General features: G+C 61.3%; 18 protein-coding genes. 8 read left to right on the forward strand and 10 right to left on the reverse strand.

All coding sequences use genetic code 11. The features are described 5' to 3' along the window. The first annotated feature begins 30 nt into the window (after positions 1-30). The gene (locus tag AABB87_RS00155) at positions 31-1,311 is read left to right on the forward strand and encodes a YeaH/YhbH family protein (protein WP_341969054.1); all 1,281 of its coding nucleotides are present in this window, start codon (positions 31-33) and stop codon (positions 1,309-1,311) included. Further along, a complete protein-coding gene (locus tag AABB87_RS00160) occupies positions 1,308-2,915 on the forward strand; it encodes a SpoVR family protein (protein WP_445944818.1) in 1,608 nt (535 codons plus the stop codon). The genes AABB87_RS00155 and AABB87_RS00160 overlap by 4 nt, the downstream gene beginning before the upstream one ends. Positions 2,916-2,955: 40 nt before the next feature. Here AABB87_RS00160 and AABB87_RS00165 read toward each other — a convergent pair whose 3' ends face one another. From AABB87_RS00165 to AABB87_RS00175, 3 genes are all read right to left on the reverse strand, one after another. Then, the gene (locus AABB87_RS00165) at positions 2,956-4,023 is read right to left on the reverse strand and encodes a choice-of-anchor A family protein (protein WP_341969055.1); all 1,068 of its coding nucleotides are present in this window, start codon (positions 4,021-4,023) and stop codon (positions 2,956-2,958) included. Positions 4,024-4,233: 210 nt separating this feature from the next. Beyond that, on the reverse strand, positions 4,234-5,616 hold the full coding sequence (locus AABB87_RS00170; RefSeq protein WP_341969056.1) for an FAD-binding oxidoreductase: 1,383 nt from the start codon (positions 5,614-5,616) through the stop codon (positions 4,234-4,236). A 13-nt stretch (positions 5,617-5,629) separates the two neighbouring features. Next, positions 5,630-8,053, reverse strand: a complete 2,424-nt coding sequence (locus AABB87_RS00175; RefSeq protein WP_341969057.1) for a penicillin acylase family protein — start codon at positions 8,051-8,053, stop codon at positions 5,630-5,632. 222 nt (positions 8,054-8,275) lie between these two features. On the opposite strand from AABB87_RS00175, the gene AABB87_RS00180 reads away from it, so the two are divergent. From AABB87_RS00180 to AABB87_RS00195, 4 genes are all read left to right on the forward strand, one after another. Next, the gene (locus AABB87_RS00180) at positions 8,276-9,769 is read left to right on the forward strand and encodes an OmpP1/FadL family transporter (protein WP_341969058.1); all 1,494 of its coding nucleotides are present in this window, start codon (positions 8,276-8,278) and stop codon (positions 9,767-9,769) included. 90 nt (positions 9,770-9,859) lie between these two features. Then, entirely contained in the window at positions 9,860-10,093 is a 234-nt protein-coding gene (locus AABB87_RS00185) for a hypothetical protein (RefSeq protein ID WP_341969060.1), read from the forward strand. A gap of 146 nt (positions 10,094-10,239) precedes the next feature. Further along, on the forward strand, positions 10,240-10,839 hold the full coding sequence (locus AABB87_RS00190; protein ID WP_058721366.1) for a cob(I)yrinic acid a,c-diamide adenosyltransferase: 600 nt from the start codon (positions 10,240-10,242) through the stop codon (positions 10,837-10,839). 75 nt (positions 10,840-10,914) lie between these two features. After that, entirely contained in the window at positions 10,915-11,319 is a 405-nt protein-coding gene (locus AABB87_RS00195) for a DUF3597 domain-containing protein (RefSeq protein WP_341969061.1), read from the forward strand. 54 nt (positions 11,320-11,373) lie between these two features. On the opposite strand, the gene AABB87_RS00200 is transcribed toward AABB87_RS00195, so the two are convergent. Next, the gene (locus tag AABB87_RS00200) at positions 11,374-12,366 is read right to left on the reverse strand and encodes a helix-turn-helix transcriptional regulator (RefSeq protein WP_341969062.1); all 993 of its coding nucleotides are present in this window, start codon (positions 12,364-12,366) and stop codon (positions 11,374-11,376) included. A 109-nt stretch (positions 12,367-12,475) separates the two neighbouring features. Here AABB87_RS00200 and AABB87_RS00205 point away from each other — a divergent pair, with 109 nt between their 5' ends. After that, positions 12,476-13,618, forward strand: coding sequence for a hypothetical protein (locus AABB87_RS00205; RefSeq protein ID WP_341969064.1), 1,143 nt, complete (start codon positions 12,476-12,478; stop codon positions 13,616-13,618). A 77-nt stretch (positions 13,619-13,695) separates the two neighbouring features. Then, positions 13,696-14,481, forward strand: a complete 786-nt coding sequence (locus AABB87_RS00210) for a PEP-CTERM sorting domain-containing protein (RefSeq protein WP_341969065.1) — start codon at positions 13,696-13,698, stop codon at positions 14,479-14,481. 6 nt (positions 14,482-14,487) lie between these two features. Here the strand turns inward: AABB87_RS00210 and AABB87_RS00215 are convergent, their stop codons facing one another. The 6 genes from AABB87_RS00215 to AABB87_RS00240 all read right to left on the reverse strand — a co-directional run bounded on the left by AABB87_RS00215 (position 14,488) and on the right by AABB87_RS00240 (position 18,155). Then, positions 14,488-14,688, reverse strand: a complete 201-nt coding sequence (locus AABB87_RS00215) for a hypothetical protein (RefSeq protein WP_341969066.1) — start codon at positions 14,686-14,688, stop codon at positions 14,488-14,490. Between the two features lie 67 nt (positions 14,689-14,755). Then, complete coding sequence (locus tag AABB87_RS00220; protein ID WP_341969067.1) at positions 14,756-15,166, reverse strand: hypothetical protein; 411 nt, start codon at positions 15,164-15,166, stop codon at positions 14,756-14,758. Between the two features lie 77 nt (positions 15,167-15,243). After that, on the reverse strand, positions 15,244-15,720 hold the full coding sequence (locus tag AABB87_RS00225) for an AbrB/MazE/SpoVT family DNA-binding domain-containing protein (protein WP_341969069.1): 477 nt from the start codon (positions 15,718-15,720) through the stop codon (positions 15,244-15,246). A 716-nt stretch (positions 15,721-16,436) separates the two neighbouring features. Further along, positions 16,437-16,955, reverse strand: a complete 519-nt coding sequence (locus AABB87_RS00230; protein WP_341969070.1) for a GNAT family N-acetyltransferase — start codon at positions 16,953-16,955, stop codon at positions 16,437-16,439. A gap of 163 nt (positions 16,956-17,118) precedes the next feature. Next, positions 17,119-17,808: a 3'-5' exonuclease gene (locus AABB87_RS00235; protein ID WP_341969072.1), complete on the reverse strand. Its 690-nt coding sequence runs from the start codon at positions 17,806-17,808 to the stop codon at positions 17,119-17,121. 32 nt (positions 17,809-17,840) lie between these two features. Next, positions 17,841-18,155 (reverse strand): nucleotide pyrophosphohydrolase, encoded by a 315-nt coding sequence (locus AABB87_RS00240; RefSeq protein WP_341969666.1) that lies wholly within the window; start codon positions 18,153-18,155, stop codon positions 17,841-17,843. Positions 18,156-18,494: the final 339 nt, after the last annotated feature.

Raw genomic sequence — 18,494 nt, forward strand, 5'->3', positions numbered from 1 at the left:
GCCCGCCAAGGGCGTGAAGAAAGACATCCTATGCTGCAGCAAATAATCGATAGACGGCTGTCGGGCAAGAACAAGTCGATCGGCAACCGCGAGCGCTTTCTGCAACGCCACAAGGCACAAATCCGCGAGGCCGTGCGGCGTGCCGTGGACGGGCGCGGCATCCGCGATATGAACCAGGGCGAGGACGTTCACATCCCCAAAAAGGATTTGAACGAACCCGTCTTCGGCCATGGCGAAGGCGGCCGCCGCGAGGTGGTGCGGCCCGGCAATACCGAGCATGTCAAAGGCGACCGCCTGCCCAAACCCAAGGGCGGCGGCCAAGGCCAGGGCGGCGGGCAAGCCAGCGATTCCGGCGAGGGTGACGACGACTTCGTCTTCCATCTCAGCAAAGAGGAGTTCATGCAGGTCTTCTTTGAGGACCTGGCCCTGCCCAATCTGGAACGCACCCAGCTGGCCGAAACGCCGGAATGGAAAAGCCACCGCGCCGGCTTCACCAGCGACGGCACACCCACCAACCTGCATGTGATCCGCAGCATGCGCGGAGCCTTGGGGCGCCGCATCGCCCTGGGCACCGATAAACGCCGCGAGCTGCATGAGCTGGAGGAGCGCCTGGCGGTCATCAAACGCGAAGACAGCCGCGACCCCGAGGTGCTGCACTTGCGGGCCGAAACCGAAGAGCGCATCCAGCATCTGCGCGGCCGCATCGATGCAATCCCCTTTCTGGACCCCATCGATCTGCGCTTTCGCAACCGCGTGCGCACCCCGGTGCCCAGCAGCCGCGCGGTGATGTTCTGCCTGATGGATGTGTCGGGTTCCATGGACGAGAGCCGCAAGGACTTAGCCAAGCGCTTCTTCATCCTGCTTTATCTCTTCCTGACCCGACATTACGAGAAGATCGATGTGGTCTTCATCCGCCACCACACCCAGGCGCAGGAGGTGGACGAGCAGAATTTCTTCCATGCCACCGAGACCGGCGGCACGGTGGTCTCCAGCGCCTTGGTGCTGATGGAAGAGATCATTCGCGCACGCTACCCGCGCAGCGAATGGAATATCTACGGCGCCCAGGCCAGCGACGGCGACAACTGGCACCACGACAGCGGCAAATGCCGCGAGTTGCTGGCTGAGAAAATCCTGCCGCAATGCCGCTACTTCGCCTACGTGCAAGTGGCCGAGCAAGAGCAAAACCTCTGGGAGGAATACGTCAAGCTGAGTGAGGACGTCAGCCACTTCGCCATGCGCAAGGCCACCGAAGCCGCGCAGATCTACCCGGTGTTCCGGGAACTGTTCAAGAAGGAAGGGGCGAACAAATGAGCAGCAGTAGCAGCACCACGACGAGCGCCAGCCCTGCCCCGCTGCATCAAGGTGAAGACTTTGGTGAGCACCGCAAGAAGCCGCCCCTGCGCCAGATGCTGCCGCTGGAGCGCCGGCCCGAGCAGCCCCTGCCCTCGCCCAGCGACTGGACTTTTGAGCTGATTGAGCAATACCACGACGTGATCCGCGCCACCGCCAAGCGCTATGGCCTGGACACCTACCCGAATCAGCTGGAGATCATCACCGCCGAGCAAATGATGGATGCCTACGCCTCGGTCGGCATGCCGGTGAACTACCGGCACTGGAGCTATGGCAAGGAATTCATCGCCACCGAGCGCAATTACAAACGCGGGCAGATGGGCCTGGCCTACGAGATCGTCATCAACTCCGACCCCTGCATCGCCTACCTGATGGAAGAGAACACCATGGCCATGCAGGCCCTGGTGATTGCGCACGCCAGCTACGGCCACAACAGCTTCTTCAAGGGCAACTATCTCTTCCGCATGTGGACCGACGCGTCCAGCATCATTGACTATCTTGTCTACGCCAAGAACTTCGTCGCCGAATGCGAGGAGCGCCATGGCCTGGCCCGCGTGGAGGCGCTGCTGGATTCCTGCCACTCGCTGATGTCTTACGGCGTTGACCGCTACCGCCGGCCCGCCAAGCTCTCGCTGGCGCAAGAGCGCAGCCGCCTGATCGAACGCGAGGCCCATGCCCAGCAGCAAGTCAATGACCTGTGGCGCACCCTGCCCCGGCGGGCTGACAAGGCCGATGAGGCGGCCGCGGCACGTCGCTTCCCGGATGAGCCGCAGGAGAACATCCTCTACTTCATCGAAAAGAACGCCCCGCTGCTGGAACCCTGGGAGCGCGAGATCGTGCGCATCGTGCGCAAGATCGCCCAATACTTCTACCCGCAGCGCCAGACCCAGGTGATGAACGAGGGCTGGGCCACGTTCTGGCACCACCGCTTGCTGAATCAGATGTACGACGACGGCTATTTGAGCGACGGCATGATGATCGAGTGGCTCAAGTCACACACCAATGTGGTGGCGCAGCAGCCCATGGCGAATCTGAACCCCTATGCGCTGGGCTTTGCGATGTACACCGACATCAAGCGCATCTGCGAAAAGCCGACCGAGGAAGACCGGCGCTGGTTCCCCGACATCGCCGGCCAGGACTGGTTGCCCACCATCGACCACGCGATGCGCAATTTCAAGGATGAGAGCTTCATCGGCCAGTACCTCAGCCCGCACCTGATGCGCGAGTTCCGCCTGTTCGCCATCGTCGATGACGAGGCCGAGAAGGAGTACGAAATCTCCGCCATCCACGATGACGCGGGCTACCAGCATGTGCGCGAGGCACTGGCGCGGCAGTACGACCTCAGCACCCGCGAGCCCAATATTCAGGTCTGGGATGTGAATCTGCGCGGCAACCGCTCACTCACCCTGCGCCACACCCAGCACAACAACCGGCCCCTACATGAGAGCGCACAAGAGGTGCTCAAGCATGTGGCCCGGCTCTGGGGCTTTGGCGTGCAGCTGGAAAGCGCCAACGACAAGGGCGACATCACCCAGCGTTGGCAGGTGCCGGCGCCGCCTCATTGAGCGAGGCCGGCACCGGTCTTTGTCAGGCCATCGCGGCCTGTTAAGCCTTGCTAGCTTGCGCGCGGCGACGCGTCAGCAGGCCGATGGCGGCAATGCCGGCCAGCATCATGGCGTAGGTCTCGGGCTCGGGCACAGCGCTGGTGAAGGGCTGGAAGGTCTCGTAGCCGAGTTCCAGTGCCACTTCATAAGGCTTGCCATCCCAGCCGGTCACTTGCTTGGTGCTCAGGCCGTTGGCGATCACAGTGCCTTCCAGATGGCCGCTGCCGGTCAGCAGGGCTTGAGTAGCGAGCACGCTGCCGTTCAGAAAGGTCGACACATCCACTGCCGTGGCATTGGGCAGGTTGAACACCAGACGGTCACGCAGCTTGGCCTGAACATCGCTCGAATCCGCCTTGTCACCACCCAGGCCGCCGCTGAAGTTCACTTGCGACGCGCTGCTATTGATCACCACATGGGCGCCGGCCTTGATGCCGGTGAAGGTCAGGTTGGCGATGTTGCTGGTATTGCCCAGATTGAACACCACCAGGTCGGAGACACCATCACCGATCAAAGTGAAGCCCGAGTTTTCTTGCTTGATTTGGCCGTTAGCCGCCAAACCAGACAGGCTGCTGGACAGGCTGTTCAGCTGCGTCTTGGCGGCCGCGAAGTCGAGGAAACCGGGCTGCTTGCTGAACTGGCCTTCCGGCACCCAGTTCTGACCGCCCCACTTATTGCTGTTGTCAAAGCTGCCGCCGTACACGGCCGTTGCCTTCTGGCCGGGCGAAGGCACCCAGGGGCCGATGGAAGCATTGGTGTCGGTCTTGTAGGCCGGGCCGTTGTAAACCGTGCCGGCATTCCAGGTGACATTGCCGCCCACCACCAGCGAAGGTGCGGTGGCGCCGTAAGGATTGCGATAACCGACGTCAAAGCCGTGCGTCAGGTTGCCGCCGACCGCCAAGCGGCCTTCCACATCGGCGGCTCGGCCCACATTGCCGAAGAAGAAGCCGCTGTAAGACGAGGCCACGCCGAAGTCGATGGTCGGCAGCGCCTGAGCCGTGGCACCCGCCATAGCCAGAGCCGCAAAAGAGACCAGTCGAAGTCCACCCAATGCACGCAAACGCTTGTTCATATCCTGCCTTTAAAGCTTTGTGAGCCCAAAATTCGGGCAACAGGGAGAGTCTACTGAGCACAAACCCTGATGGATATGCCTTGCGGCTGGTAGCTGATTGGTATGGGCGCTGGGCGTGACATTTACACCCCCAAACCCCGCACTCAAGGGGGTGGTCGCCAGCATCGCCGGGCCCTTAGCGGCCCGGCTGACCTGCTTTTTAGCGCCGATTCAGGCGCGGAAGATCTTGCCGGGATTCATGATGCCGCGCGGGTCCAGCGCCTTTTTGATGTTGCGCATCATGTCCACAGCCAACTCACCCGCCTCTTCCAGCAAAAAGCCCTGCTTGTGCAGGCCAATGCCATGCTCACCGCTGCAGGTGCCGTTCAACTGGATCGCTCGCCGCACCATTTGATGGCTGAGGCGCTCGGCTGTCTCGCGCTCTTGCGCAATGGCCGGGTCGATCAGATAAGCCATGTGGAAGTTGCCATCTCCCACGTGGCCGACGATGTAATAGGGCAGGCCGGCGGCCTCCACCTCTTCCACCGAGGCATTGATGATCTCGGCCAGGCGCGAGATGGGCACGCAACTGTCCGTCGTCACGCAGCGGCAACCGGGCCTGGTTTGCAGTGCCGACAGATAAGCATGGTGGCGTGCCGTCCAGAGCTTGGTGCGTGCCTCGGGCGTGGTGGCCCATTCAAAGTCTTTGCCGCCGAACTCGCCGGCGATGGCTTGCACCGTCTGCGCCTGCTCGGCCACGCTGGCCGGTGAACCGTGGAACTCCATCAAAAGCATGGGCGCTTCGCGCAGGCCCAGCTTGTCGTGCGCATTGACCGCCCTCACCGCATTGGCATCCAGCAACTCACAGCGCGCAATCGGCACGCCCAGTTGGATGATCTGGATGGCAGTCTGCACCGCAGCGTCCACCGAGGCAAAAAAGCAGACCGCGGCCGACACCGCTTCGGGCAGCGGGTAGACACGCAGCGTCACCTCGGCAATCACCCCCAGCGTGCCCTCGCTGCCCACGAATAAGCGGGTCAGGTCGTAGCCGGCGCTGCTTTTGCGGGCCCGCGTGCCGGTGGGCAAGACCTGGCCCTGGCCCGACACCACGGTCAGCCCCAAGACGTTTTCACGCATGGTGCCGTAACGCACGGCGTTGGTGCCGCTGGCGCGAGTGGCGGCCATGCCGCCCAGCGAAGCATCGGCCCCCGGGTCGATGGGAAAGAACAAGCCGGCGTGGCGCAATTCCTCGTTGAGCTGCTTGCGGGTCACCCCGGCCTGCACGGTCACGGTCAGATCCTCGGCATGAACGGCCAAGATCTTGTTCATGCGCGAGACATCCAAGCTGATGCCGCCCTGCACCGCCAGCACATGGCCTTCCAGTGACGTGCCGGTGCCGTAGGGAATCACCGCCACAGCATGCGCATGGGCCAGGCCCAGCACAAAGGCAATCTCCTCCACCGACTCGGCAAACACCACCACATCGGGTGGCGGCATATCGATGGGCGACTCATCCCGGCCATGCTGCTCACGCATGGCCAGGCTGGTGTTGCAGCGCGGCCCAAAACGCTGCTGCAAAGCGAGCAGCAGCGCCTCGGGCAAGGCAGCTTTCACGGCAGGAGGATGCTCATTCACTGATGGTGATGCTCTTGTAGGCCGGGTCCGCCTTGATATCGGCTTCGCTGAAGGGCAGCTTGATCCACTTGCCGCCTTTCATAAAGATGTCCGAATAGGCCTTGGTCTGGTCGGCAAAATTGGGCGACAGGATGTGGCTGGACTGCGAATACGTCAGCATGCCCTCGGCCACCGGGCCATTGGCATCAAAGGTGACGAACTGCATATAGCTATTGCCATAGACCGGGTCGCCATACAAGCCGCCGCTCAGATTGCCACGCACATTGTTGAAGGTGTAGCGGCCGCCGGGCACCGAGATCGGCGCGCTGTCACGCACGATCACCTGGCGGCGTGCGTTGACCTCTTCCAGCGGCATGCCTTGAGCCGCAAACCAGTTCACCGCATCCGCCAGCAGGGTGGCCGCCTTGGTATTGGCGGTGTTGAAGCCCTTGGGCGTGTAGACCGGATCGGCAGCGTCGTAAGGAATGCGCCAGTAGCTGGCGTCCTTCAACTCACCCGTCAGCTCGTAGAGCTTGCGGAACAGCAGCGAGCCCGGGTCCACCAGGCCCTCGGTCTTCTTCCAGATGCTCAGCACGCCGCAGGCCTTGGTGAGGTCAGTGCTCACACCCTTGCTGTCCAGGGCAGTGAGCGAACCGCCGCTGCAGGTTGCGGCCAAGAACTCATCCAGCCACATTTCCGCCTTGAAAAAGCGGCTCTTCTGATAGACCTGCTGCAAATTACCCAAGGTGAAGCCCTTGCCGGCCAGGCCGTCGGCGCCGCTCATGCGATCCAGCACCTGCACATGGCCGGTACGGGTGCGCTCACCTTGCACCTTGCCTTCGGCATCCGGGCCGGTGGCAATGATCTTGGGGTAGCCGCTCAGGCGCGTGCTCTGGTTAGGGAACCAATGGCTGTCGTTGGCGTTGACGATGTAGTCGTCACGCAGCACATAAGGCCGCTGCGCCGCAGGAATGGCCCCCGTCCATTGGCAGGACGACTTGCTGCCATCCATCAGCACCAAGCCCCGGCTGGCCAGCAGGAATTGGCCAGTCGGGCTGTTGACGCAAGCGCCCAGCTGCGCATCGCTGACATTGGCGGCCACCGAGTAGTTGGCATACAGCGCCTTGCCGTCCTTGTCCGCCGCCATGGTGTTGACCCAAGGCAAGGCGTTGTAGGTGGCCAATGACTCGCGCAAGCTGGCCGCGCTGGTGGCCTTGCCGTTCAACAGCGCCTGGTCCAACAGCTTGTAGTTGCTGTAGTTGGCATCGCGGATCGCAAAGGCAGCGCTACTGCCCCAGGCAAAAGTGGCGCCGTCGCTGAGCATCGGGCCGTAGTCCGTGCCATACATGGTGCGGGTGATGGTCTTGAGGCTGCCGTCAGCCTGCAAGGCCTGCACGGTCAGCGGCGTCTGCGTCATCGCCTTGAAGGTGCCATCCACCTGGTAACGCGTCGGGTCAGAAGGGTCGAGCTTGAGCTGGAACAGGGTGAAGCGGTTGTCGGTGGAGAAGGTATGGGTCCAGGCCACATCCTTGTTGAAACCGATCAAGGGCACCACCGCACCCAGCAGCGTGGCCCCCATCACATCGAACTTGCCGGGAATGGTGATGTGCAGCTGATGCAGACGCAAAGCGCCCCACCAGGGGAAGTGCGGGTTGCCCAGCACCATGCCGGCGCCATTTTGCGTCACGCCCTTGCCCAGGCCGTAGCCATTGGAGCCGATCACATGCTCTTGCAGCCAACGGGTGTTCTGAATCAGCGGCGAACTCAGCACCGCCATCTGGGTGGACTTCTTGCTCAATGCCTTGGCGCTCAAGACCGGCGCCGCGCCGCTGGGCTTGACCAAGGGCGGCTGGGCCACGCCGATAGCGTTGATGAACTGCATGGAACTGCCCGCCATGCTGGCCTGGTTGAAGCGGAAGTAGGCATCGTCCTCGGTCATCGGCTTGACCCAGGCCGCACCCTTGCATTCGCTAGGCAGGCCGTTCACGCCCTGATCGCGCAGATAGCGGTTATAGCCCGCCACAAAGCCGCTGACCATGTCGCGGACCTCCGTGCCAGCGGCGGCCTTCATGCTTTGCGCCAATGCAGGCGTCATCAAGGTTTTATAGAAAAAATCGGAGGACAGATTGGGCGTGAAGTCGCCAAACTGGCCCAAATAGGTAATGGTGTTGCCCTTGGCGTCCACATCGCCGAAGTAGCGCGAACGCTCACCGTGCAGGGTCACCAACTCCTGAGCGAACAAGCAGATATGGTCTTTGGCGAAGGCATAGCCATAGCCGTAGCCCGCGCCCTTGAAGTTGTCGGCCTTGATATGAGGCACGCCATAGCTAGTGCTACGGATCTCGGCAGAGAAACTAGGGTTGGCTGGCGTGTCGGGCGAATTGGGGTCGCTATCACTGGCGCCACCGCAGGCACTCAGCAGCAGGGCGCTGGCCATCGCGGCAACAAGCGGTTTAAAAAAGAGGGGCGCCTCTAATTTAGCGGCAGGCGTATGGGGTTTGAACATGATGTCTCCTGAGGGTCAGAGTCAGGTTCGCATGGCGCGCATCACCAACCTGCTCGTTGTTTTTTGAACATGTGTCAAGGCCAGTGCAGGCTATCATTAAAAACATAGATGCCGCTATAGATGGCGCCCCCAACAACATTCGGAGACTCTCGTATGCGATTTGCTCAATCCACCATCGGCTTGGCCTTGCTGGCCCTCATCGGCGGCGCCCAAGCGTCGGGCTACCACTTCGGTTCGCAATCCGCGTCCGCCCAAGGTACCGCCAACGCCAACAGCGCCGAAGCCACTGACGCCTCGGGCCTGTTTTACAACCCGGCTGCTTCGGCCCGTTTGGGTGGCACCCAGGCTTCGGGTGTTTTGAACATCGTGATTCCGACCGGCAAGTTTGAAGACCAGGGCTCCACCACAGCCCTCGGCCTGCCTATCAAGGGCAGCGATGGTGGCAAGTTCGTTGCCACGACTGCCGTGCCGCACGCATACCTGAGCCATCAGCTGTCTGACCGCCTGAGCCTGGGTTTCGGCATGTTCGTGCCCTTCGGCTCCAAGAGCGAGTACTCGGAAGACTGGACCGGCCGCTACAACACCATCGGCACCGAGCTGAAGACCATTGCCCTGAACCCCTCGCTGGCATTCAAGGTCAATGAAAAGCTGACTTTCGGTGGTGGCCTGACTGCCCAGCGCATCGAAGGCAAGCTGAGCAAGGGTGCAGACTTCGGCTCCGGCGCGCTGGCCAATGTGATCAAGAGCCAAGTTGCTGCCAATGCAGTGCCTGGTGTGCCCACCGAAGTGATTCAAGCCGCTGTGATGAACAAGCTGGGTGGCCTGATCAAGACCGTTTCCGGCAACCCGCTGTACTCCGGCCGCGTTGATGTCGAAGGCACGGACTGGGGCTTCGGCTACAACCTGGGCCTGATGTACAACTACGACGAGAACACCCGTTTCGGCGTCGCCTACCGCTCGGCCATCGGACATAAGCTGAGCGGCACCGCGAAGTGGCAAGTACAGACCCCCGCCGCCAACCTGGCCACCCTGCTCAATGGCGCTATTCCTGGTGCCGGCACTGCCGTGCAGCAAAGCCTGCTGGCCGCCTACACCGACAGCGACGCCAGCCTCGCCGTCGACACCCCCGAATCGCTGTCCTTCAACTTCTTCAAGCAGCAAGACAAGCTGGCTGTGATGGGCGACGTGACGGTGACCCGCCACTCGCGCTTCTCCGAACTGCGCGTGGACTTCTCCAACAAGCTGCCCGACTCGGTTACGCCTGAGAACTGGATCAACACCATCCGCGCCGCCTTCGGCGTGAACTACCAGTGGAGCGACCAGCTCAAGCTGCGCGGTGGCCTGGCCTTTGACCAGTCGCCCGTCAAGCTGTCGACCCGTACCCCTTCCATTCCCGACAATGATCGGATCTGGGTCTCCGGCGGCTTCAACTGGAAGTTGAGCAACAAGAGCTCGTTCGATGTGGCGCTGAGCTACATCAATATCGCAGCCGCGCAGGTCAATAACTACGACAACGGCGGCGTGGTCAACGCCTCGGGTTCGTCCGTCTGCGACGCCACCAAAAACACCTCCAGCTGCGCAACGGTGCGTGGACGCTACACGGTCAGCTCGGCCTTGCTGGGCCTGCAATACAACCACCAGTTTTGACCTTGGGCAAGTGGCGGTCAAATGCCACTTGCTCCGCACTGGTTCGGGTGCCACCATTGATGCAAGATAAAACTTCAATGGAGGTGCCCGATGTCTGACCTGACCCTGATTCTGATCGTGCTGGCCCTAGTGCTAGCCGTGCTGGGCGCAATCCGCTTTGATCTGTTCGGCCTGATCTTGCAAGAGTTCCGCCGCACACCGGTTGACGCCCAAGCCCCCGAGCAAGTTCACCGCGTGCCGCCACCCCACTCCGAGGGGCTCCACGGCGATCACAGCCACGCCAACAAGCCGCCCATCCACCGCAGCGGCGGCCGCAAGCACTGAGCACCGGCCGCCTAGCCAGGCGGCAGTGCCTCAGCAATGACGCACAAGTTCCAAGGCTTCAAGAGCCTGCGCAGCGCAAGGCTGCGCCAAGTTGGGGCAAGATGGCGGGTTAACCGACCCACCCACTCTTGACGAATCCTCCGACCATGGCCAACCGACTCTCCAGCATTGCCACCCGTACCGGCGACGACGGCACCACCGGCCTCGGCGATGGCAGCCGCGTGCCCAAAGACCATCTGCGCGTGCAAGCGATGGGCGATGTGGATGAGCTGAACTCGCAAATCGGCGTGCTCCTGGCCGAACCCCTGCCCGCCGATGTGCGCGAGCTGCTGATCACCATCCAGCACGAACTCTTCAACCTCGGTGGCGAGCTTTGCATGCCCGGCTATGAGCTGCTCAAACTCGACGCCGTGCTGCGCCTGGACGAGGCCCTGGCCCATTACAACGCCGCCCTGCCGCGCTTGAAAGAATTCATCCTGCCGGCCGGCACCCGCAGCGCCGCCATTGCCCATGTCTGCCGCACCGTGGCGCGCCGGGCTGAGCGCGCGGTGGTCACCCTGGCCGCCAGCGAGGCCATCAATGCCGCGCCGCGCCAGTATCTGAACCGCCTCTCCGACCTGCTCTTCGTGCTAGCCCGCGTGCTCAACCGCGCCAACCTCGACGGCCTGGGCGGTGACGATGTGTACTGGCATAGCGAGCGACTGCAGCGCGCTGAAGCCGATTCCAGTGACGAGGCCGCCAGCTGACCGTTTCGGTCACAAGAATCACGCGGACTTCGGCCAAACTCGGCGCTTCCATACATCTAAGCAAGGGAGCGCCACATGAGCTTTTTCGGCAAGATTCTTGACAAGCTGGGTTTCGGATCCAAAGCGGCCGAGCCCGCAACAGCAGCAGCTGCGCCGGCTGAAGTCGCTGCACAGGCCGCCGCAGTAGCTCAAGTCGCCGAGCCTACCGTGCAGGCCATCTCGGTCGTTGACGTGGTCGCTCAGTTGGAGGCTCTGGCCGCCAAGCACGCCGAGAAGCTGAACTGGAAAGTCTCCATCGTTGACCTGCTCAAGCTGCTCGATCTGGACAGCAGCCTGGCGGCCCGCAAGGAGTTGGCCACCGAGCTGGCCTGCCCGAGCGAAAAAATGAGCGACTCGGCGCAGATGAATATGTGGCTGCACAAGACCGTGCTGCAAAAGCTGGCAGATAACGGCGGCAATGTGCCGGCCGATTTGCTCTGACCCAAAGAGCTGAGCAGCGCCCGCCCCAACTTGCGCGGGCGGCACCACTTTTTCCTAGTTCAGCATCTCCACGGCCTGCCGCAGCCGTTTGGCAAAGGCATGGCGCAGCTCTGCCGGCGCCACGACCTCCACCTGGCCCGCATGGCGCAAGAGGTCCATCAGCAACTCGGTGGCGTCGACGAACGGTACGCGCAACTGCCAGCGCCCATCGGCCAGCCAGGCACTGCTTTGCGCCGGGTGCCATTCCTCTTTGGACACCCATTGCGCCGCATCGGCGCTGAAGACCAAATTCGCCTCCCGTGTCTGCGCCCCGGCAAAAATGCCATAGCCCTGATCCAGCTCGGCCTCCAGTTGTTTGATGGACACCGCCTTGGCTTTCTCGGCCAACATCTCGGCCGCCTCCACCGCGTCCAGGGCAAAGCGCCGGAAGCCTTCGCTTTGATGGCACCAGGCATCCAGGTACCAGGTATTGCGGTAATGCACCAAGCGCTGCGGTGACACCGTGCGCTCGCTCAGCGCATTGCCCTGCCCGCCTTTGCCACGGCTACCACGGCTTCGATATCGCAGCTTGAGCCGCAGCCGCTTCACCACGGCACTGCCCACAGTCTCGAAAAACTCCGAGGGTACGCGGCGCTTGGCCGTGCTGATCAGCTTGATGCGCTGGCTCAAGGCCTTGGCCTCGGCCTCATCGGCGCCCAGCATGCCGCTGAGCTTGTCGAACATGGGTTGCAGGTGGCGGCTGAGGATGCCGTCTTCATCCAGGCTTGAGAGCATCTGGTGCATGGTCAGCAAGGCATGCAGCTCTTTCTCGCTGAACCAGACACCCGGCAACTCATGCTGCTGGCCCCGGAATTGCTGCCCAAACCGGTAGCCATTGGCGGCAGCGTCGTATTCAATCGGTGCGTCCATGCGTTCGCGCAGGTATTGCAAATCACGCTTGAGCGTGGCCGGGGACACCTCCAGCGCCTCCAGCAACTGGGCGAAGCTGACGCATTCCCGGTTGCGGATCATCAGTTCGATTTTGTAGAAACGTTCGGTTCGGTCCACTTTTCCTCCTGATCTTCACTGGCTCACGCTATGAGCCAGCAGCGCCAGACACTGTGCCACAAGGTCGGTGCAAAGCATGCGCGGGCCGGCAACCTGGAGCATGGAAAAAATGACACTGACCGCAGCCCCCGTCGCTCAGCAGCAGCAACAAGTCCTGAGCTTTGAACACCGCAGCAGCCAAGCAAACGCTGCTGCCTTGCCGGCACACCAAAGCCTGGGCTTGCGCCTGGGTTGGGATTTCGCCCACCATGGCCTGACCCCACCGGTGGAACACCTGTTTGCCACCTCGGCCCTGCGCCATGGCTGGCAAGCCGGTTGCGCCACCTTCGGCCGCCGCACCCTGCGCGCCAATAGCCAGACCCAACTCTGGCTGCATCTGCGCACCCATGCCTGGGCACGCGGGCGCAGCTTCGAAGATGTGCAGCTCACGCCCAACTATCTCCAGCAACTGCAGGTCGCGCATTGCCCCATCACCCGCCAGGCCCTCAGCCACCAGGGCAGTGCACGCAATCACGCCTCGGTGGACCGGGTGCGCGACGACGCTGGCTATGCCGCCGGCAACCTCGCCTTGATGAGCCGCGCCGCCAACAAGGCCAAGGCTCAACATGGCTGGCACAGTGCCAGCGCGGTGGCGCAAAGCGTGGCCGAGGGCCCAATCCAGCGCATCGCCGCGCTTGGACCCGCCGAGTGGCAACGCATTGCCGTGCTGTGCAGCTTTGTCACCGAGCTGAGCCATGAAGAAGCCGCGTTGATTCCCATGAGCGTGCTGCCCCCCAACCGCCTGCGCCTGTTCAACCCCATCCAGGCTTTGCAAGCCTTGGTGACCCGCCAACTGGCCAAGCCCGGCTGGAGCCAACGCTTGAGCCGCATTGAAAGCCTGCTGCCAAGCGCCGCCCTGCGTGGCGACTTCAACCGCTTCATCATGGCCCTGGCCCCGCGCGTGCTGGCCGTGCAGGCCTTGAACAGCGAGGCCGAGATCCGTTGGGCCCTGGAAGATGCCTGGGCCCAGCCTCTGCTGCAAAAACGCTGGGCACGTTTCGCCCTGCAACTGACGCCGGCTCAGGCAGAAATCCTGGTGCAACGCGCCGCTGCCAAGGGCTTAAGCACCCTGCATGTGCAGCAACACAGCCAAGCCAGTGCGACTGAAGGCTGGGCCTTGGAGTGCAAAGGCTATCGAGCCGCAACGGCCACAGCCGCACTCCCCCCTATTCAAGTGGCCGGTCATGAGCGCATCACGGCACTGTCACGCTAGCTCCGCACAGTGCGGATGGACGCAAGCCTTCTTGCGCAATCTGACCCATCTGCACTGCCAACCTGAGCTGACACATCATGAAAAAGAACCTGATCGCCCTGGCCTTGATGGCCGGCGCCATTCTTCCTGCCCAAGCCGCCCTGACCGCCGGCGATATCGCCATCATCGGCCGCATCAACAACGGCACGCCTGACTCCTTCGTTGTTGTGGCGCTGAAGAATATTGCTGCCGGCGAAGTGATTTATTTCACCGACAACGGCTGGACCGGTTCCGGCTTCCGCGGCTCTTCGGCCACCGACGGTGACGGCAATGAAAATTTGACCCGCTGGACCGTGACCAGCGCCATCAGCGCCGGCAGCATCGTCAGCAGCAAATCGACTGACTTTGCGACCGCTGGCAGCATCGCCGGCAGCAGCAACGGCAGCTATGCCAGTCTGGCCCTGGGCCAATCCGGCGACCAGATCTACGCTTTCCAGAACAGCGGCAACAGCAATCCCTTGTTCAACAAGGCGACTCAAAACCACCTGTACGTTTTCGACGATACAGGCGCCTTTGAAAACGCCACCGATTCCGGCTCCGGCAATGTAGCCCCAGGCCTGAGCGCCGGCAGCACCGCCGTCAGTATGAGCCTGACTTCCATGACCAGCGCCCATGTCAAGACCAGCATTTTGAACGGCCCGGCCCAGAGCAAGGAGCAATGGCTCGCCACCTTCGCCAACAAGGCCAACTGGGAAGCTGGCGCCCTGCCGACCGGCGCCATCGCCATCACCGCAGTGCCCGAACCTTCCAGCTACGCCCTGATGTTCGCTGGCCTGGCAGCCATGGGCATGTTTGTTCGCCGCCGCCGTAGCGACAGTCTCTAAAGCAGCTCAGTTCGGCAGACCAAGGCTGATGCGATGCAACTCGCCACCTTGGTTCTGCAGGGCGACGTGGTAGCCGAGCGCACCAAACCAATTGGCCCAGTTCTGGGCCATTTGCTTATTGGGCAACCAAGGCCCGGTGCGATCCGTATGCAATCGCCCACCCACGCGCTCATAGAAAATCACCCTCCACATATCCGACGTCATCACGCTGAGCTACCTCTTTTATTTGCGGGCAATGTAACAAACTAACGTGAAATACCGACGGTGCAAACCCTCAGAGCGCGGCCAGAAACTCATCACTCGCCAAGATTCGGCAATTGAGCACTGATGACATGCCGCCACCGCGGCGTGTTGCCGCTGGCATGGTCGGCTTGGTATCGCTGACTAAGACATTCAATCGCTCACCCGCAGCCGCCAGCAACTCCTGCATCGCCGGGCTGAGAAAGCCAAGCTTGTCTTGACGAACTGCTGAGGCAGGCGTCGGCAATACTTCGGCATAAGGCAGAAAGTCCGCCAGCAATTCCTGCTGTTGCGCGGCATTGAGCGCAAAGCCTGGGTAGGCCAAGGCCATCATCAAGGCTTGGGCGGAAGCCTTGGCAATCACCGGCCGGCATGTGCCGGCCTGCCAACTCGCCCGCATGGCTTTGGCCGAGGCATCGTTGCGCAGCAAAGCAGCCAAAAGCACGGGCGTATCAAACGCCACTCGCAGTGCTGATTGTTTTGGCTGAGTTTGCGATGCTGGCTTGCTTCTTGGCGCCGCCTTCATGGCTTAGCCGGGCCAGCACTTGCGCGAGCAGTCTTGGCAATGGTTTTGCTGCCTGCTTTCGTCGCGGTTTTGGCAGCGGCATTAGCAGCAGCTTTGATGCTTGTTTTGCTGGACGTCTTCTTCAGCGCAGCGGCCGAAGGCACCGGCTGAGGCTGAATTTTTGGACTCAATGGTTTTGCCGCTGCTTTTTTGGCCGAAGGGGCTGGCGTTTCGGCAGTTGGCTTCTTTTTACTCAGCGTTTTTTTCACCGTTTTTTCGCCGCTGGCCCAGTCCAGTGCGGACTCAATGGTTTTGGCGTCGATTTCCAACTCGGCCAGCTTGGCCCGCAAGGCGTCCCCGCGTTGAATTCGCACAGGGGTGAGGATGATTTGGCCGGCTTTTTCTTGTACTTCAAAGTACTGCACGGGGCCCAGGGCTTGGGTCACGCTTTTGGGCAGGGTCAGTTGATTCTTAACGGTAAGCTTAGCCAGCACGAGGAGTGAATTTCTGAAAGTAAGGGGTCATTACTTTACCCCCTCATTGCTTCGCGATTGCGCGATTGGCGGACGATAAGAATTGCTGCGAAATGCGCAGCAAGGAAAGAAGGAAAAACGGATAAGCGCCATTGCCTGAAATTGGCTGAATGCGCTTTATGAGCGGCCTTTTTAACCCGCCGCTGTAGCGACGCCCAGGCCGGTAAAAACCGGCTTTGCCAACAGATACTAAGCCCTTGGACGGTCTTTTTGACGTGACTCAGAGAAGACATTGTTGACGACCAATGCCAGAGCTAAACGGAGGCTGAGAGCGCAAATTTCGGCGGCAGTGCGGCCTCGCCATGACGCGGTCAAGCAACAGCGAGGGCTAGCGCCAATGCTGGCCGCGGATCTGGACCGATCAGGAAACAAGTGGGTGCAACCATGGGCGGCCATGAACGGCGCCGACAGGAGTGCCATTCGCTGCGCAGTGCGTGACTACCGCGCGCGTCAGCAAGCAACGGACAGCGTGTCTTGATCCCTGCGCCAATGGCGGGCGATCAGGGTCTCTGAACCAAGAGACCAGGCAAAAAGCAGTTGGCGAGCAGGGCAACCACGGCGCAAGCAGCGCCGGCTCATACCAACTGATATTTGACGGCCCTTGCTGCTAGCGGGTGCAGCAAGGCACAGACTAAGAAAACAAGCACCAGGCCTCCCGGCCCGGTTGAGTCCTGGTCTTAGACCAAGGAGCGATGCAAGCGCAGCTCTTCGAGGCGGGTGCCACCCACTTCGGTGGTCTTGGCACTGCCTAGCTCGCGCTTGAAACCAGCCAGGTCGAAGAAACGCAGGGCGCGTTCATTGCGCAAATAGCACCACAGGGTGACCTTGGTGCAACCTTCTTCCTGCAGGCCGTCACGAGCGGCATCCCACAGCGCAAGGCCGACGCCCTTATCCCAGTGCACCGGGTTGACGTACATAGCCCAGATCTCGCCAGTGCTGGAAGGTGTGCCCTTATCGCGCGAACGGTCGAAACCCACAAAGCCCATCAGCTCATTGTCGATGTGTGCCACCACCACTTGGGGCTCGCACAAGTCGATGGCTTCGCGCCAGAAAGCCTGGCGCTTTTGCACCGACATGGCATCCAACACAGCATCGGGCAACAAGCCCTTGTAGGCGTCTTGCCAAGCCGCAACATGGATCTCTGCAATGCCCTTGGCATCACGCAAGGTGGCGGGGCGAACCTGAATACTCGACATACGAAAAAGCTCTGGGAAACAATCAAGCAGCTCGAAACATTGTTCACTCGCCGCAGCTGGCGGCGAGCGGCCGAAAAAGGCCGCAAGCTATCGATAAATGAAACGGAAGGGCGAGATTCTGCGCGTCAATCCGCTTCAAGCGGGCTCTTGACAGCACAATTTTTTAGCACCTCGGATCCGTCTGCTGCTGCGCCGGCAGGCTTCTAGCGCCGACATTTCCCTGTTTTTTCCTGACGAAATCCTGCACTGCGCGCTTCAATGCCGCCTTATTGGCGCGCTGTAAACACGCCAGCAAAGCGTGATCGACGGGCAGGCCTTCCAAGTCCTCGGCAAAGCGATCCTGCACATCTTGCTGAATCCGAAACAAGAGATGCGCGGTCGTCATCGCATCCGCCAAGGCTCGGTGGGCGCGGCCGGAATTGGGCAGGCCGTGAAACTCCGCCAAGCTGCCAAGCTTGCAACTCGGCGCCTCCGGATAGAGCCGCCGCGCCAGCAACACCGTGCAGGCGAATTCATGCGCAGGGTCAGCATCACAGCCCGCCAGCGCCAACTCAGCCTGCCAAAAGCCCCGGTCAAAGGGCGCGTTATGCGCCACGATCGGGCAGGCACGGGTGAACTCGGCCAACTCTTGCATCACTTCACTGGCCGGTGGAGCGTCTTCCAGCATGGCGTTGCTGATGCCGGTCAGCTGCTCGATGAAGGGGGGTACCCAGACGCCGGTCTTCATCAAGCTGGCATAGGAGTCGATCACCTGGCCGTCACGCACCAGCACAGCGGCGATCTCGGTGGCACGCCCGCCACCATTGGGCGCCAAACCGGAAGTCTCAAAGTCAATGACGGCAATCGTCTGCATCGGCAAGGAAGTAAAAAAAAAGTCCCGCCGGGTCAAGCGACCGGGTACTTGATCGCGTTCAGCGCCAGCTTGCGCTCCACCGCTGCAGCGACATCGACACCGCTGTGATCGGCAATTTGCAGCAGGTAAAGCATCACATCGGCGATCTCTTCGCCCAGATGCTGGTGTTGCTCAGGCCGCTGTGCGATTTGCGCGGATTCCTCAGGCGTCATCCACTGAAAAATTTCGACCAGCTCAGCGGCTTCCACCACCATGGCCATCGCCAGGTTTTTGGGGGTTTGGTAAGGCTGCCAATGCCGCTCCAGCGCGAATTGACGAAGCCGCTTTTGCAGTCCTTCGATGTCCATGGGATGCAAGTGTGGCATGCCTTGAAGGGCTAAAAGGCAAAGTGTGCATTCTCAAAATTCTTGTTCCACACCTGTATTCATCTTGTTTTCATATTTGAAATTAGTAGTCTTAGTAGAGGGCGAGCTTTTCTGTGGATAAGTGTAATTTCTTACCGGATGACAAGAACTTAGCGCTGCCAAAACCATGTGGGTGAAGGGCGGGTGAACTTGCGCGTGAACCGATAACAAGTCTGAACTTCGGTCTCGCCCTGTGGATAAGTGGCTTGCTATCCTTTTTTTATCCACAAACTTGTGCCTTGACAGCAGTCCATTGGGCTAGGTTTGAAAAATGGCGGCTTG

Origin of the sequence: Roseateles sp. PN1, assembly GCF_038419725.1 — a bacterium.
Lineage (GTDB): Bacteria > Pseudomonadota > Gammaproteobacteria > Burkholderiales > Burkholderiaceae_C > Paucibacter_A.

Coding starts and splice junctions, on each gene's coding strand:
- AABB87_RS00155 (WP_341969054.1), top strand. CDS start 31: ATGCTGCAGCAAATAATCGATAGACGGCTGTCGGGCAAGAACAAGTCG.
- AABB87_RS00160 (WP_445944818.1), top strand. CDS start 1,308: ATGAGCAGCAGTAGCAGCACCACGACGAGCGCCAGCCCTGCCCCGCTG.
- AABB87_RS00165 (WP_341969055.1), bottom strand. CDS start 4,023: ATGAACAAGCGTTTGCGTGCATTGGGTGGACTTCGACTGGTCTCTTTT.
- AABB87_RS00175 (WP_341969057.1), bottom strand. CDS start 8,053: ATGGCCAGCGCCCTGCTGCTGAGTGCCTGCGGTGGCGCCAGTGATAGC.
- AABB87_RS00180 (WP_341969058.1), top strand. CDS start 8,276: ATGCGATTTGCTCAATCCACCATCGGCTTGGCCTTGCTGGCCCTCATC.
- AABB87_RS00185 (WP_341969060.1), top strand. CDS start 9,860: ATGTCTGACCTGACCCTGATTCTGATCGTGCTGGCCCTAGTGCTAGCC.
- AABB87_RS00190 (WP_058721366.1), top strand. CDS start 10,240: ATGGCCAACCGACTCTCCAGCATTGCCACCCGTACCGGCGACGACGGC.
- AABB87_RS00195 (WP_341969061.1), top strand. CDS start 10,915: ATGAGCTTTTTCGGCAAGATTCTTGACAAGCTGGGTTTCGGATCCAAA.
- AABB87_RS00205 (WP_341969064.1), top strand. CDS start 12,476: ATGACACTGACCGCAGCCCCCGTCGCTCAGCAGCAGCAACAAGTCCTG.
- AABB87_RS00210 (WP_341969065.1), top strand. CDS start 13,696: ATGAAAAAGAACCTGATCGCCCTGGCCTTGATGGCCGGCGCCATTCTT.
- AABB87_RS00230 (WP_341969070.1), bottom strand. CDS start 16,955: ATGTCGAGTATTCAGGTTCGCCCCGCCACCTTGCGTGATGCCAAGGGC.
- AABB87_RS00235 (WP_341969072.1), bottom strand. CDS start 17,808: ATGCAGACGATTGCCGTCATTGACTTTGAGACTTCCGGTTTGGCGCCC.
- AABB87_RS00240 (WP_341969666.1), bottom strand. CDS start 18,155: ATGGACATCGAAGGACTGCAAAAGCGGCTTCGTCAATTCGCGCTGGAG.